Source organism: Paenibacillus sp. tmac-D7 (genome assembly GCF_006519665.1).
Taxonomy (GTDB): Bacteria; Bacillota; Bacilli; order Paenibacillales; family NBRC-103111; genus Paenibacillus_G; species Paenibacillus_G validus.
Genome location: NZ_VIDW01000019.1, coordinates 1 through 14,639 on the forward strand (window position 1 = coordinate 1; position 14,639 = coordinate 14,639).

12 protein-coding genes are annotated in these 14,639 nt (G+C 53.2%); all 12 read right to left on the reverse strand.

Features of this window, described 5'->3' with window-relative positions; genetic code table 11:
- A partial coding sequence (locus FKP33_RS14405; protein WP_141335552.1) for an iron-containing alcohol dehydrogenase occupies positions 1–645 on the reverse strand: 645 nt, incomplete at its 3' end.
- Positions 646–668: 23 nt separating this feature from the next.
- Positions 669–1,631 (reverse strand): ring-cleaving dioxygenase, encoded by a 963-nt coding sequence (locus tag FKP33_RS14410; protein ID WP_127606619.1) that lies wholly within the window; start codon positions 1,629–1,631, stop codon positions 669–671.
- A 144-nt stretch (positions 1,632–1,775) separates the two neighbouring features.
- On the reverse strand, positions 1,776–2,972 hold the full coding sequence (locus FKP33_RS14415) for a cytochrome P450 (protein WP_141335554.1): 1,197 nt from the start codon (positions 2,970–2,972) through the stop codon (positions 1,776–1,778).
- Positions 2,973–3,072: 100 nt separating this feature from the next.
- Positions 3,073–4,656: an ABC transporter substrate-binding protein gene (locus FKP33_RS14420; protein WP_181410151.1), complete on the reverse strand. Its 1,584-nt coding sequence runs from the start codon at positions 4,654–4,656 to the stop codon at positions 3,073–3,075.
- 67 nt (positions 4,657–4,723) lie between these two features.
- Positions 4,724–5,494, reverse strand: coding sequence for an SDR family NAD(P)-dependent oxidoreductase (locus tag FKP33_RS14425; RefSeq protein ID WP_230875977.1), 771 nt, complete (start codon positions 5,492–5,494; stop codon positions 4,724–4,726).
- A 53-nt stretch (positions 5,495–5,547) separates the two neighbouring features.
- On the reverse strand, positions 5,548–7,590 hold the full coding sequence (locus FKP33_RS14430; protein ID WP_141335556.1) for an ABC transporter ATP-binding protein: 2,043 nt from the start codon (positions 7,588–7,590) through the stop codon (positions 5,548–5,550).
- Positions 7,591–7,638: 48 nt separating this feature from the next.
- Entirely contained in the window at positions 7,639–8,529 is an 891-nt protein-coding gene (locus FKP33_RS14435) for an ABC transporter permease (protein WP_127610768.1), read from the reverse strand.
- Positions 8,530–8,544: 15 nt separating this feature from the next.
- On the reverse strand, positions 8,545–9,489 hold the full coding sequence (locus FKP33_RS14440; protein ID WP_127609616.1) for an ABC transporter permease: 945 nt from the start codon (positions 9,487–9,489) through the stop codon (positions 8,545–8,547).
- Positions 9,490–9,565: 76 nt separating this feature from the next.
- Positions 9,566–11,134, reverse strand: coding sequence for an ABC transporter substrate-binding protein (locus FKP33_RS14445; protein ID WP_181410152.1), 1,569 nt, complete (start codon positions 11,132–11,134; stop codon positions 9,566–9,568).
- Between the two features lie 46 nt (positions 11,135–11,180).
- Positions 11,181–12,794 carry an ABC transporter substrate-binding protein gene (locus FKP33_RS14450; RefSeq protein ID WP_127609620.1) on the reverse strand — a complete coding sequence of 538 codons (1,614 nt, stop codon included), beginning with the start codon at positions 12,792–12,794 and terminating at the stop codon, positions 11,181–11,183.
- 138 nt (positions 12,795–12,932) lie between these two features.
- Positions 12,933–13,349 (reverse strand): aconitase X swivel domain-containing protein, encoded by a 417-nt coding sequence (locus FKP33_RS14455; protein ID WP_054795331.1) that lies wholly within the window; start codon positions 13,347–13,349, stop codon positions 12,933–12,935.
- On the reverse strand, positions 13,346–14,626 hold the full coding sequence (locus tag FKP33_RS14460; RefSeq protein WP_054798871.1) for an aconitase X: 1,281 nt from the start codon (positions 14,624–14,626) through the stop codon (positions 13,346–13,348). Before FKP33_RS14460 ends, FKP33_RS14455 begins: the two co-directional genes overlap by 4 nt.
- Between the last annotated feature and the right edge of the window lie 13 nt (positions 14,627–14,639).

Here is a 14,639-nt window from a genome sequence, read left to right on the forward strand (position 1 = left end):
GCCGCGTGTACGGGCTTTGTCCGCCTTGTAGAAGCGTTCGAAAATAAAAGGCGCCCGTATGCCGTCTTCGGCCAAGAGGGAAATAATCGGGTTGGCGTTCTCGGCGTACAAGCCCTCTGCGCAATGGGCAATGGCGTTCATTCCGCTGGTTACGGACAAGCGTACAGGCAGCGTGACGGTAAGCTTGGAATCGTAGATCACGCTTTTCGGTTTAACGATCAGATTTTTCCCCGTCTTTTTCACCCCATTCTGCGTTATTCCCCAGATCGGCGTCATTTCCGATCCGGCATAAGTCGTAGGAATGGCTAAAATAGGCAGGGAAGTTTCCAACGCAATGGCTTTGGCAAGACCGATGGAAGAACCGCCGCCGACAGCAACGAGGCTGTCGACATCGAGTGATTGCACACGGCTGAGCGCTTCCGTCACCGTTTCATACGGGATGTGCTGCACGGCTTGGGCATGAATGCCGGCGCATAAGTCGCCGAGCAAGGCGCCGACTTCACGGGCCAATTCCGCTAAGTCAGCCGTAGCAATAACGAGCGCCTTGCGGGCGCCGAGAGCTTGAAGCTCTGCGCTAACCTCGGTTAGCGTACCCGCACCGAACAGGACTCTGCCGGGCAGGCTTTCAAATTGAAAATTTTTCATTTGCCATCCTCCGCGAATACCTGTTACTTGATTTGTGGATTTGTAATCGGCTCCAGAGCAGCCACGATTTCTTCGCGGCGATGCTCGAACCAGGACGGCAGCAGTAACTTATGCCCGAGCTTATCCATAGGCTCGTTAATTTCAAAGCCGATGTCGCTGGTCGCAATCTCGCACAGAATGCCTCCGGGGGAGCGGACGTAAACGGAATGGAAGTAATCGCGGTCCTTCACTTCGGAAGCATCCGTATACCCGATTCCTTCCAGGTGCAGTTTAAGCTTCGTCGCTTCGTCGTCGTTTGCAACCGCAAAAGCCACGTGGTGAACCGTCCCTTCACCGAACGTCCAGCTGCCTTGAGGCACATCCGGCTCGTGAATGAGGAATATCGTCTTTTGCGCGCCGCCGTCGCCGATTTCAAAACGATGGTACGGTCCTTCCTCTCCCGTTTTCCGGAAGCCTAACCCGTCCACGAGAAAACGTTCCTGCTCGGGAACTTCCCGCACCGACATCGTCACACTGTGAAAGCCCCGTACCGCTTCCGCGTCGGAAACTTCATCCGTAATCCAACCGGCGCGTTTGTCGCTGTCGTCGGCGACAAATTCGAATTCCAGACCGCACGGGTGGAAGAAGCCGATCCGCTTCTGGCCGAACCGCGATTCAATGGAGCCGTGCCCGACACCGTGCTTGTCAAGATGCTTGAGCCAAAATTCCAGTGACGACTCGGGGACGGTATAAGAGGTGATCTTCACCTGACCCGACCCTTTGCGTGCCTTAATGCCTGCCTTCCTGTAAGGAAAGGTCGTCATGACGGTACCGATTTCAGCGTTGCGGTTTGCGTAATAGAGGTGATAGATGCTTTCCGCACCGTCAAACAGAACCGTCTGCTTGACCATCCGCTGACCTACGATTTGGGTGAAGAAGTCGATATCTTCCTGCGCTCCTCCTACACCGGAAGTGACATGATGAATACCGCTGATCAATTGAGCCATATTTCTTTTCCTCCTTAATGATAGAATGTTATCGCTTTCATTTAATCGTGTAATGGATAACCGCCTTTTTAGCATAAAACGAGCATCTAACTGGTTTCTTACACGTTCGTGCTAATTTCTTACAATTGCAGGGCCGCCGCCTGTCTAAACGTCCCATGCCAGCGGAAGGGACAGCACGCCGTGTACAATACCCGTACCCGTTCGAACCGCTGCACCGGGTTTAATCCGGAAATCCGGGATGCGCTTCAGCCATTCCTCCAGGAAGATGCGCAGCTCGGACGATGCGAGCGTGGCGCCCGGACAACGGTGGATGCCTTGCCCAAAGGTGGAATGCGTCCGGGCATCGCTGCGGCGGAAATTCACTTCAAGCGGATTCTCGAAGCTTTCGGTATCCAGTCCATGCAAGCAGGCGGATAGAAAAATTTGTTCCCCTTCCTTCATCGCGACGCCCTTGTATACCATATCCTTAACGACGACCCTGGCGATATTCGGTACGCTAAAGCGTCTCAGCAGCTCTTCCACCGCATTGGGAATAAGCTCCGGATCGTCGATCAGCTGTCTCCGGTGTTCCGGATTCTCGGCCAGAAAGCGCGCAATCCAGCCCATCGTGGAGGCAACCGTATCCAAACCGCCGCCGAGCAAGCCGCGGATCAGGCCATAGGCCTCTTGATCGTTGAGTTTGCGTCCGCCGATATCGGCGTTAACGGCACGGCTGATCAGATCCTCCCCCGGATTGGCGCGTCGTTCCACGATCAAATTATGGATGTACAGGGCTCTTTGACGTTCGGTTTCCTCTTTGATTTCAGCGTTTCCCGGACGAACGAAAGCCGCAGTCCACTCGAGCAGCATCTCGCGATGTTCAAGCGGCAGACCGCACATCTTCAGGAAGACGATAATCGGAACCTGCAGGGCGAAATCAGCCATGAATTCGCACTCGCCCTTTGGCCGGAAGCCCTCGATCAAGGAGATCGCCAGCTCGCGGGCTTCACTCGACCAAGTCGAAATCGCTTTAGGCAGAAAAGCAGGTGCGAGAAGTCTGCGGTAAGCCATATGATCGGGCGGATCTATCTCGAGCGGAATGGCGGGCGGACGTGCAGACTTCGGGATAAATGCCGACTGCGAGGAGAAATGATCATGATCGGACAGGATATGGCAGATGTCCTCGCCGCGGGTCGCAACCCAATGGCCCTTATTGTGCGGCGTCCAAAAAATATCAGGCCCGTTATGCAGACGTTTCAAGGCCAGGAAGGGATCTTCGTCGGAGTCGGCCGGATGCAAAAAATCGAAATCGACCACTAAGTCAGGTGAAACATGAGAAGGTACGGCATCGTTTACACTCATCCTATTTCACTCCTGTACGGTTATTGATCTCGCGCGACCCTTATCGGATCGTTGTAACAAAAAATCCGCTCATGGAGCGGATTTTAAGAGAAGAAGCCGGCTACTTCTTGATCCACGCCTCTTCCGGGGTCCAATCGTTCCCGTTTGTCGTCAAGTTGCCTAAATCCTGAATCTTTTGCTGCGTGGCAACTCCCGTTGTCAGGCCGATCAAGGGGACGGCAAGGGCATATTCTTCAAAGAGCACTTTTTGCAGCTCCACAAGCGGTTTTTTCGAGGATTCGAAATCGGGCGCATTCCTGGAATCAGCCAGCAGCTGCTCGACCTTATCCGGATGCAAAATATTTTTACCGTACAGGGTTGCGTTTTTGCTTATTACCCGGTTCAACGTAGTTAATGTACTCGGCGCCATGGCTCTGAAAAACATAATCATCCCGTCCCACTTATCGTTAGTGAGAGCGGTCCACTTCGCCGAATCGACAGTGACCACTTGAGCGTCGATGCCTACCTTGGCCAAATAAGACTGAACGGCCGTCATGAGGTTCTCCCTGGCCGGATCTGTCGTGATCTTTGTTTTGAAGCCGTTCGGAAACCCGGCCTCCGCCAGCAGCTGCTTCGCTTTGTCCGGATCGTAGGGAAATCCTTTCACATCGGGATTGTGCGCCCACAGACCCGGTTTATACCACTGATTCGTGGAAAAACCAAGCCCTCTGCGGACCGACTTCACAATGGCTTCATTGTCGATGGCATGAATAACCGCCTGTCTAACCTTCACATTGGCGAATGGCGAGTTCGGGTTGATGGTATCGAACATAAGCCCGATGCCTACGGTTCCGAATACTTTATCGTCCGTCCAGGTCGTATATTTGCCCGACTTCTGAAGCTCTAGAAACATATCGGGATCCATCTGTGTCAACACGTCGGCGCCCCCGGTTTTAAACACATTGGCTGCCGTATTGATTTCTCTAATAAAGGTATATTCGATGGCATCCAAATACGGCTTGCCTTTTTGCCAATAGGTTTCGTTTTTCTTGAACTTGGCCGACACATCCTTCTCCCAGCTGACAAACTTGAACGGACCCGTACCGACCGGATTCAGAATAGCCCAATCCTTTCCGTTCTTGGCGACAGCAGCAGGCGATATCATCTTCACGTAGTAGGCGACGGCTTCCAGCAGCCCGCTGTCCCATGCCGCAAGATTCAACCGTACGGTGCTCGCATCGATCACATCGACCGACTGTATGCCGTTCACCTCGGGACGCTTGGCCGTTAAGTACTGCTCAATGTTCCATTTCACAGCCTCTGCGTTCAAGTCGGTATCATCATGAAATTTGATCCCCGGCTTGATTTTAATGGTAATCGTCTTATTTTGAGGATCGGATTGCCAGCTTTCCGCAAGGAACGGGAGGACGTTCCCTTCCTTATCGTAACGCCCGAGCGATTCAAGCACAGGCTGGTTATAGTAGAACGTGACGTTCGAACGCAGCTCGGCCGGATAACCCAGGTTCGTCAGCGTATCGGACATAATGATCTTCATTGTACCGCCATACTTCGACGATGCCGTTTTCGAATCATTTTGCGGTTCTTGCTTCGCCGGTTCTTGCTTGGCCGGTTCTGGGGTGCAGCCGGAGATGACCACAGAAATCAACAGACATAGGGCAAGGGAAAGAGAGATGAAATTGGACATTCCTGATTTCTTCCTCATTAGACGCACCTTTTTCCATTTATGATTTTTGTGATTCGTAAATGCTTACTTACTTGGCGGTCCAGCCCCCATCGACCGAGATGATGGCGCCGGTAATGTAACCCGCTTTCTCCGAAGCCAGGAACAGAGCCGTATTCGCGATTTCTTCCGGCTTTCCAAGCCTCCCCAGAGGGGTGATCTTGGGCAAATATTCTTTGGCTTCAGGCTTCATATCCAGTACAGTCGTCATCATCGGCGTATCGATAGAACCGGGACAAATACAGTTGACGCGGATATTGTGCACGCCGTACGTGACAGCCCATACACGAGTCAACGAGATAATCGCGCCTTTTGACGCCGTATAGGCATCCGCTCCCGGTTGGCCTACCAGCCCGGCTGCCGACGAGTTGTTGATAACGCTTCCAGATTTTTGTTCAATCATGACCGGCAGCACATGCTTCGTAAAATAAAAGACACTGTTCAGATTAATATCGAGAATCGCCTTCCAATCGTTCGTGTCGGCCTCTACGACTGACGCCATTTTATACTTGGCGCCAAATCCGATTCCGGCATTGTTGAAGAGCACGTCGATTCGCCCGTATTTATTTTTGACTTCATTTACTAAAGAGATCACGGCCTCTTCGTCGGATACATCCAGTTTATAGAAATGAGCTTTGAAGCCGGCATCGTTAATTTCCTGCTGTACCGCTTTCCCCCCTTCTTCGTTTAAATCTGCGAAAATCACCGTGGCCCCTTCTTCCGCAAACAATTTGGCCGATGCTTTGCCTTGTCCGCTGGCGCCGCCCGTAATAATGGCTACCTTGTCTTTTAATACCATCATCAATCACGCTCCTAATGGCTTTATTTAGCCGGTTGATGCTTCCTGGCAAACCGCTACGCTCTGAAACAAGCCACGCCGTGTCCTCCGCCGACGTTCAGCAGCGGCGGCGCGGATTCGCTGCACTCTTTCGTTGCATGCGGACAACGGTTAGAGAAGCTGCACCCCGGCGGTTTGTTCATCAGACTCGGCACATCGCCCTTGATCACGATTCGCTCCCGCGTCTCCTCCACAAAGGGATCGGGAATCGGGACCGCCGCAAGCAAAGCCTGCGTGTACGGGTGCTTAGGGTTTTCATACAGCGACTTCCAATCCGCAATTTCCACAATACGCCCCAAATACATCACGGCTACGCGGTCGCTGATGTGCCGTACGACGGATAAATCATGGGCAATGAATAAATAGGACAGCCCCAGCTTCACCTGTAAATCCTCAAGCAGATTGATGATCTGCGCCTGAATCGATACGTCGAGCGCCGAGATGGCTTCGTCGCATACGATAAAGGAAGGATTGCTCGCTAACGCCCGGGCGATGCCCAGACGCTGCCGCTGTCCGCCGCTGAATTCGTGCGGAACGCGGTTTTTCAAATCCGGATCGAGGCCTACTAACCGGAACAGCTCATCGACCCTGTTGTTATACTCGCTCCGGCTGCTTACCAATTTGTTGATTTTCAGCGGTTCCCCGACAATATGACCCGCCGTTTGCCGGGGGTCGAGAGAGCCGTAAGGATCTTGAAAGATGAGCGACATATGTTTGCGGAGCGGACGCAGCTGACTTTTGGACATGGCAGCGATGTCCTGCCCTTCAAACAAAATTTGGCCCCCGGCAGGATCGTACATGCGCAGGATGCTGCGGGCCACGGTCGTTTTGCCGCATCCGCTCTCCCCTACAAGCCCCAGCGTCTCCCCCTTTTTCAGGTCAAAGCTGATGTCGTCCACCGCTTTAATATCGGCGACTTTCCGCTTCAGCAGCCCCTTCGTGACAGGAAAGTACGTTTTCAGGTTTTTCACTTCCAACAAGATTTCCGTTTTCGGTTTGGATGGGCCCGCATGAACTTCCGCCTTTTCCTGCACCTCCTGGAGCATGACTCCCCCGTCGGCTGCCGCTGCCGCTTCCGTTTCACCTATGTTCACATAGCATGCGGCATGATGTCCGTCCTTCACTTCAACCAGTTCGGGGGCAGGCGCCTCCGAGCATAGGGCCGTGCGGTAAGAGCACCGGGGAAGAAACGGACAAGTTGCCTGCTTGTCGGCAAGGTTGGGCGGCAGCCCTTCGATCGGAATCAGCTTGCGGTCCTTCGGATCATCCAATCTCGGCACGGCCTTAAGCAGACCAATGGTATACGGGTGCTGCGGACTGGCGAATATGTCCTTGGCCGAGCCGGACTCCACAATCCCTCCGGCATACATGACATAGATGCGATCCGCATAACGGGCCACAATGCCCAAATTGTGCGTTACGAGCACTAAAGCCGTATTCGTGCGCTTGACGATATCCCGCAGCAATTCGAGCAGCTGCGCTTGTGTCGTCACATCCAAGGCTGTCGTAGCTTCATCCGCGATCAAAATTTTCGGATTGCAAGACAGCGCCATGGCAATCATAATCCGCTGTCTCATGCCGCCGCTAAACTGATGCGGGTAGTAATCGACCCGATGCTCGGCATCCGGTATGCCCACCTGCTGGATTAATTCGATGGCCCGGCTGCGCGCTTGGGCTTTATTCAGCTTCATATGCAGCATGACCGATTCGCCGATCTGTTCCCCCACGGTCAACACCGGGTTAAGTGAGGTCATCGGTTCCTGAAAGATAACGCCGATCTGGCCGCCCCGAATATCGCGCAGTTCCTCGCTCTTCGGGTGGTACCGGAGCAGGTCGGCACCTTTAAACAACACTTCTCCGCCGACAATTTTGCCGGGGGGCGAAGGAATGAGCTGCAGCCCGGAATATTGGGTGACGGACTTGCCGGAACCGCTTTCGCCGACGACCGCCACGATCTCTCCCTCGTCAACATAATACGAAACGCCATCCACCGCTTTATACGTAAGGCCGTCTACCCTAAACTCGGTTTTTAGATTTTTCACTTCCAACAGATGATTCATTCGCGGATACCCTCCTCATCATGCGGCGACTTTCTTCCAATCCGATTATTACGTCGTTCCTCTCAACCTCGGATCCAGCGCGTCTCTTAGCGCATCGCCAACCAGATTAAAGGCCAGGACCGTAATCATGACCGCGATGCCCGGAGCAAAAGAAAGCAGCGGATTGGTGGATAAATATTTATATCCGTCATTGATCATGGAGCCCCAGGCGGCTCCGGGCGGAGCGATACCGAGTCCAAGGAAGCTCAGACCGGCTTCAGCGAGAATGGCCACCCCTAAATTCAACGTAATCAGCACGATCAAGGGAGACAGGCAGTTGGGGAGGACGTGAACCAGCATGTTACGAAGGTTGCTTGCGCCGCTGATTTCGGCCGCCACGACATAGTCCGCCTGCCTTACCGACAATACTTGTCCCCGCATCAGCCTCGCATAATTGGGTATCAAGGCAACCCCGAGCGAGATCATGACGTTAGCCAAACCGCCGCCCAGCGCAGCCCCTACCGAAAGCGCCAAAATAATCGGAGGAATCGCCATGAGCGCGTCCATCACCCGCATAATGAAGCCGTCCACAATGCCGCGAAAGTACCCGGCGATCAGACCGAGCGACATGCCGATGCCTCCGGCAATCGCGACAGACACAATCCCGACGGCAAGGGATGCACGCGTTCCGTAAATAATCCGGCTTAAGATATCCCGGCCGAACAAGTCCGTGCCCAGCAGATGCGCCGAGGACGATAGCTGAAGCGTATTGCTCAAGTCCTGCTCGTACGGGTCGTAGGGTGAAAGAACAGGGGCGAATATGGCGCAAAGCACGATTAACAGCAGAATAATCAAGGCCGCTACGACAGCCTTGCGCGCCAGAAAGACGCGGAGAAATTTCCGTAGGTTGCTTGTTCGCGGCGAAAGCTTCGCTGCCGGTTTGGCAAGTGCGGTTTCCATCAAGCTCTTCCCCCTTTATTCGTAATGAATCCGCGGATCCACGTAGCTGTAGGTAATATCCACAATCAGATTCACCAGAGCGACGATCGCGGCAATAACCAGTACGCAGCCTTGAACGACGATGAAATCTTGATTAAGAATGGATTGAACGATAAGCCTTCCCATCCCGGGGATGTTAAATACCGATTCAATAAATACCATCCCCCCGACGATATGTCCGAGCTGCAAGCCAAGCAGGGTAATGATCGGGATCAGCGCATTGCGCAAGGCATGCTTCACGATGACCAGCCGTTCCTTCGAACCCTTGGAACGGGCAGTTCGAATATAATCCTGCCGGATGACCTCCAGCATCGCCGAACGGGTCTGGCGGGCAATCGATGCCAAAGACGCCAGCGCTAGAACAAAAATAGGCATCAGCATATGCTTGACGCTTTCGCCAAAGTCTTCCCATGGCGATACATAGCCTTGAACCGGCAGCCATCCAAGCTGCATGCTGAACAAATACACGCCCAGGATCGCGAGCCAGAAGCTGGGAATCGAAATCCCGGAATTGGAAATCAGGAGAACGGCGGAATCCCATGCCGACCCGCGCTTGACGGCGGCGATCACCCCTGCGGGAATACCGATGAGCAACGCCAGCAGCAGCGAATAAATCCCGAGCTGCAGCGTGATCGGCAGACGGGTGGCGATCGTACCGGTCACCGCGTCTTTGTAGTATAAAGATTTGCCCAAGTCCCCTTGGAGCACATTGCCGAGCCAGTGAAGATATTGAACCGGCAGCGGCTGATCCAGTCCCATTTCCTCCCGCAGCAGATCGATCTGCTCCTGGGTAGCCTCGCTGCCCAGCATGATGCGGGCCGGGTCACCGGGAAGCAGCTGCATGATCAGGAAAACAAGCATCGTTACAATGAGCAGAACAATGACGGTCTGCAGAAGCCTTCTTAGGATAAATGTTGCCATTAATGGACGCCTCCCTCGCTCAAGATTAACGATAACGAGGGTAAGTCGGAAGCATGGCTTACCCTCATTGTACCGGCTACTTCTTCAACCACACGCCCTCCGGGTTCCAGTCGAACGCATTCGTTTTATCGAAATCGATGTTTTGCACGTGGGGGGAAATGGCCATACCGCTTACGAGACTGAGAAGCGGAAACCCGATGGCATATTCATCGAAAATCACTTTTTGCAGCTCCAGCACTGCTTTTTTCGAGGCTCCGGCATCCGTCGCTGTCCTTGCTTCGGCAAGCAGCTGCTCTACCTTATCCGGATGGATGATGTGCTTGGCGTACAGCGAGCCGTCTTTGCTGATGATCCGGTTCATATGGATCGAGATATTCGGCGCGAGCGCTCTATAGAACAGAATCATCCCGTCCCACTTATCCGCAATCATCGCGCTCCACTTCGCGGCGTCCACCGTAACCAGTTCAACTTCAATGCCCACCTTGGCCAGATAGCTTTGAACGGCCGTCATGACCTCGGCTCTGGATGCGTCTGTGGTGATCTTCGTCTTGAAGCCGTTCGGATAACCGGCCTCCGCCAGCAATTGTTTCGCTTTCTCCGGATCGTATGCGAATCCTTTCACATCCGGGTTGTAGAACTGGGAAGAGGCATTATTCCACTGGTTGGTAGCCAAGGCCATCCCGCGAAGCACCGAACCGATAATGGCCTTGGAGTCCACGGCATGCATGACCGCCTGCCTGACCTTGACATCCGCGAACGGGGAATTCGGATTGGCGCTGTCGAACATCAGTCCTACACCCAAGGGGCCAGTAATGTTCTCATTCGTACGGATCACGTATTTCCCCGTCTTCTCCAGCTCCAAATAAGTTTCGGCGCTCATTTGCGTCAGGACGTCGCCGCCCCCCGTCTTAAAAGCATTGGCCGCCGTATTCCGGTCATAGATGAGGGAATACTCAATGCCGTCCAAATAAGGCTTGCCCTTCTGCCAGTAATTTTCGTTCTTTTTAAACTTGACCGAAATATCGCGTTCCCAGCTGACTAACTTGAAGGGACCCGTGCCGACCGGGTTTTTAATGGCCCAGTCTTTTCCGTTTTTCGTAATCGCCGTCGGGGATGCCATCTTGACGTAATAGGCAATCGATTCAAGCAGATTGTTATCCCATTGCGCAAGATTCAGCCTCAACGTGTGGGCATCGATCACATCCATCGATTGGATGCCGTTGACCTCGGGACGTTTGGCTTTCTGGTACTCTTCGATATTCCACTTCACCGCTTCTGCGTTAAAGTCGGTATCGTCCTGGAATTTGATGCCGCTCTTTAATTTGAACGTAAGGGTCTTCGCTTGCGGATCGGCTTGCCAGCTATCCGCAAGCCATGGTGTCATGATCGCTTTATCATTATAGCGGCCAAGCGTTTCCAATACCGGCTGAACAAAGTACAGACTCGACGATACCCGTTGTTCAGCCGGATACCCCAGATTGGTGACATTATCGAGCACAATAACTTTCAACGTGCCGCCTGGCGTCGGCCCTGTATTCGTCGGTTCCTTCGAAGCTTCTTGAATCGCAGGCTCTTTGCTGCATCCGCTCAGTATTACAGTAATAAACAGACAAGCGGCAAAGCTGAAGTATATAAACCTGGTCATTTCTGACCTCTTTCTCATTCCAACACTCCCTTTTTCAACATACGATTTATTTTTGTACCCACACTTCCTCAGGAGCCCAATCGTACCCGTTCGTTTTGAACATCCCCAGGTTTTGGACCTTCGGATTCATGAAGATCGAACTTATCGGACTTGCCATCGGGAAATACATCGCATGGTCATCATGGAGGACTTTTTGCATGTCCAACACTGCTTTTCTGGATGCTTCGGCATCCGGCGCGTCTATGGCGTCCTTCAGCAGCTTGTTTAAGCTTTCCGGATGGATGATGTTTTTGGAGAAATAGGCGGCGTCCTGGCCGAAATTGCGGTAGATTAAGGTCGGAGCGTTAGGCTGCAGCGTTCTGATATAAACCGTCATCCCGTCCCACGTACCAGCTGTCAAAGCGATAAGCTTCGATACGTCCATCGTAACCACTTGCACATCGATGCCTACCTTGGCCAGGTAGCTTTGAACGGCTGTCACTAAATTTTCATAGGAAGGTATCGTCGTGATCTTCGTCTTGAAGCCGTTCGCATACCCCGCCTCCGCCAGCAATTGCTTCGCTTTCTCCGGATCGTAGGGGTAGCCCTTCACATCCGGATTGTAAAACTGGGCGGTTGAATCATAATATTGGTTGGTCTCTTCGGCTAATCCTCTTAACACTGATTTGATAATGGCCTTGGTATCCACCGCATGCATGACAGCCTGCCTGACCTTCAGCTCTTTTAACGGGGAATTCGGGTTGCCGCTGTCGAACATTAATCCCAAGCCAATCCGGCCATAGATCTTCGCATTGTTTTGCATGGTCGATTTCCCTAATTTCTCAAGCTCAAGCGTCGTCTCCGCGGTCATTTGGGTGATCACATCGGCGCCCCCGGATTTAAACACATTGCCCGCCGTGTTAAGGTCATAAATGAAGGAGTATTCGATAGCATCAAGATAAGGCTTACCCTTTTGCCAATAATTTTCATTTTTCTTAAACTTGATCGAAACATCTTTCTCCCAGCTGACAAAGTTGAAAGGACCCGTGCCGACCGGATGACTGACCGCCCAGTCTTTGCCGTTCTTTTCCACGGCTGCCGGCGATACCATCAATACGAAATAGGCAATAGAGTCCAGCAAGCCGATATCCCAGGAAGCCAGGTTCAGCTGCACCGTGCTCGCGTCGATCACTTGAATCGATTGTATGCCTTTTACTTCAGGACGCTTGGCGGCCACGTACTGCTCGATGTTCCACTTTACCGCTTCCGCGTTAAAATCCGTACCGTCCTGGAATTTGATGCCCTGCTTGATTTTAAACGTAATCGTCTTCGCCTTCGAATCGCTTTGCCAGCTTTCCGCAAGAAACGGCGTCATCTTGCCTGTTCCATCATAACGGCCCAGCGATTCAAGCGCAGGCCTGTTGTAGTATAGCGTAAACGAGGCTGCATCTGTGGCTGGAAAACCGATATTTGTCGCGGTGCTCGACATAATAAACTTCACGGTGCCGCCCGGTGTCGGCCCCGTAGCCGCCGGATTCGCAGAATTCGCCGGAGCATTCGTCGCTTTCGCATCCTTATCTGAATTGTCCGATGCATCGCAACCGGAAATGATGACAGAGAATAGTAAACAAAGGGCGACGCTGAGATACAATAACTTGGCCATACCTGACTTCTTTCTCATTTGAACAGTCCCTCTTTCTTCGTAAGCGTTGGTTGATCAGCTCCGTCGAACCTGCATGAATATTTGTTCAAATATGTAGTTGGAATAGAAGCACAGTGAAGCTGCGGTGCTTATCTCTACGAAACAAGACAAGAAGTCCTAGCTCTTCTTGGTTATTTCCACAATGCCGTTATCGGCGTCCACCTTGACCCAATCGCCGGTTTCAATGATCTTGAGCGGATCCTCATCCAGGTCGGTCATAGCCGGTGCATGCGTCACCACGGCTCCCAGGGCGACCTTCGTCGTCATCGTATTGAAGAGCATCGCCTTGGGAGCGGTTCCGACCAGCCGCGTGCTATGGAAAATGCCGGACCATCCGGATGAACCTTTGGCACCCGGAAAGACAAGCACCTTATCAGCAAAGCTTTGGCCGCTTAGTTCGTGGCGCACTTCCACAATCTTACCGGTCATCGGATTGACTCCGCCCCATCCCGAGATCGAATCGTGGGTGACCAGAGCCTCCCCTTCCGCGCAGCCGCCGACGATTTTCCTCCCGTGCAGTACAATTTTCTTCATCGCAGCCCCCCGCTCCACTTGCCGGTGACAGCCGCATGGATACAGTCCTCAAGCGATCCAAACCACGTCTGTACGCCGGTGATTGCCGGCAGGTAGTGCGCCTGCTTCGCCGAATCCGTCGCCACAACCTTCGTTCCCGGCGGCAGCATTTGGCTGATTGCCGGACACGTATCGCTCATCAAGAGACCGCCGGCATCGGTAATAATTTGGGTGTATCCATTCTTGTCCGCCAACTGCCGGAGCGCCCTCGGCGTGAAGATCCACAATTTCGTTCCGCTGTTGATCCGCTTCCCTTTCAGCAGCTTGCAGATTTCCCAAATTTGCTCGATGGATGCGTGCGGACAGCCGAGCATGATGAAGTCCACGTTCGTATCTTTGGCGGAAACGTTCAGGTTGTCGTACATTTGCTGCCGTTCCGCCTTGCCGAACTTGAAGCTGAACTGCGGCTTATTCGTTCCGAACGCTTCTTCTATGGTGCGGGCTTCCGCCGTAATGCCCGGGATATGATACATTTCTACGCCGCCCGATGAAGCGGCCGCAGCTCCAAAATGCTTGACGCGGTAGGAATTCGGCACATGCCGGATCCCTTTCAGGACGGGCACCCGATCACCGATGACTTCGCCGACATAGTAGCCGAGCAGCCCCCAATCGGTCATGCTCTCGACTTCCCATTCGACTTCCACCAGATCCGTGCCCAGCCTGTTTTCGTCGATATGATATCCCCAGTACGGAATCCGTCCCGTGAACATCGCAGCCGCCGTGCTTTCCCTGCCTTCGCAATTGGTGCGCGCTCCGAGAATGGAGTTGATGTACACCACCGCCGAGGACTCCATCCAGGCGCAATGCTCTCCCTTCACCGGCACATTGCCGATCTGGTAGGGCGTACATGTACTCATCAGCTGGATGCCGAGTCCTGCGTTGTACGCTTCGTTCTCCTTCGTCAGCTTCACTTGCTCGGAGGGAGCGCCCAGCGCTTCCCAGTATTCCGTATCCATCCCGGAAATAAGCTGGCAGGAATGGGTCTTGACCATGGGAATCTCGACGGGCTCCTGACTGTCCAGGTTGAATTCGGAAAAGGCGGCGTCGAATCCGTGCTGGCGTGCATAATTCGACATCAGCGGACCCGCAATGGTTACCGCAGTGCTCACATTGTTGGTATGGATCAGCTTCTCGGCTCCCAAAGCCTCGCCGTAGCGAACCAATAAATCCATCGACTTCTGCACGGCCGGCCCCTCCCGGCCATCCAGCATAAACTTTTCTTCGTCCGTTAATCTCATAATCTCATCCTCC

Excerpts from the sequence above, each read along its gene's own strand:
- FKP33_RS14410 (WP_127606619.1), bottom strand. The coding sequence starts at position 1,631 with ATGGCTCAATTGATCAGCGGTATTCATCATGTCACTTCCGGTGTAGGA.
- FKP33_RS14415 (WP_141335554.1), bottom strand. The coding sequence starts at position 2,972 with ATGAGTGTAAACGATGCCGTACCTTCTCATGTTTCACCTGACTTAGTG.
- FKP33_RS14420 (WP_181410151.1), bottom strand. The coding sequence starts at position 4,656 with ATGTCCAATTTCATCTCTCTTTCCCTTGCCCTATGTCTGTTGATTTCT.
- FKP33_RS14425 (WP_230875977.1), bottom strand. The coding sequence starts at position 5,494 with ATGATGGTATTAAAAGACAAGGTAGCCATTATTACGGGCGGCGCCAGC.
- FKP33_RS14430 (WP_141335556.1), bottom strand. The coding sequence starts at position 7,590 with ATGAATCATCTGTTGGAAGTGAAAAATCTAAAAACCGAGTTTAGGGTA.
- FKP33_RS14435 (WP_127610768.1), bottom strand. The coding sequence starts at position 8,529 with ATGGAAACCGCACTTGCCAAACCGGCAGCGAAGCTTTCGCCGCGAACA.
- FKP33_RS14440 (WP_127609616.1), bottom strand. The coding sequence starts at position 9,489 with ATGGCAACATTTATCCTAAGAAGGCTTCTGCAGACCGTCATTGTTCTG.
- FKP33_RS14445 (WP_181410152.1), bottom strand. The coding sequence starts at position 11,134 with ATGACCAGGTTTATATACTTCAGCTTTGCCGCTTGTCTGTTTATTACT.
- FKP33_RS14450 (WP_127609620.1), bottom strand. The coding sequence starts at position 12,794 with ATGAGAAAGAAGTCAGGTATGGCCAAGTTATTGTATCTCAGCGTCGCC.
- FKP33_RS14455 (WP_054795331.1), bottom strand. The coding sequence starts at position 13,349 with ATGAAGAAAATTGTACTGCACGGGAGGAAAATCGTCGGCGGCTGCGCG.
- FKP33_RS14460 (WP_054798871.1), bottom strand. The coding sequence starts at position 14,626 with ATGAGATTAACGGACGAAGAAAAGTTTATGCTGGATGGCCGGGAGGGG.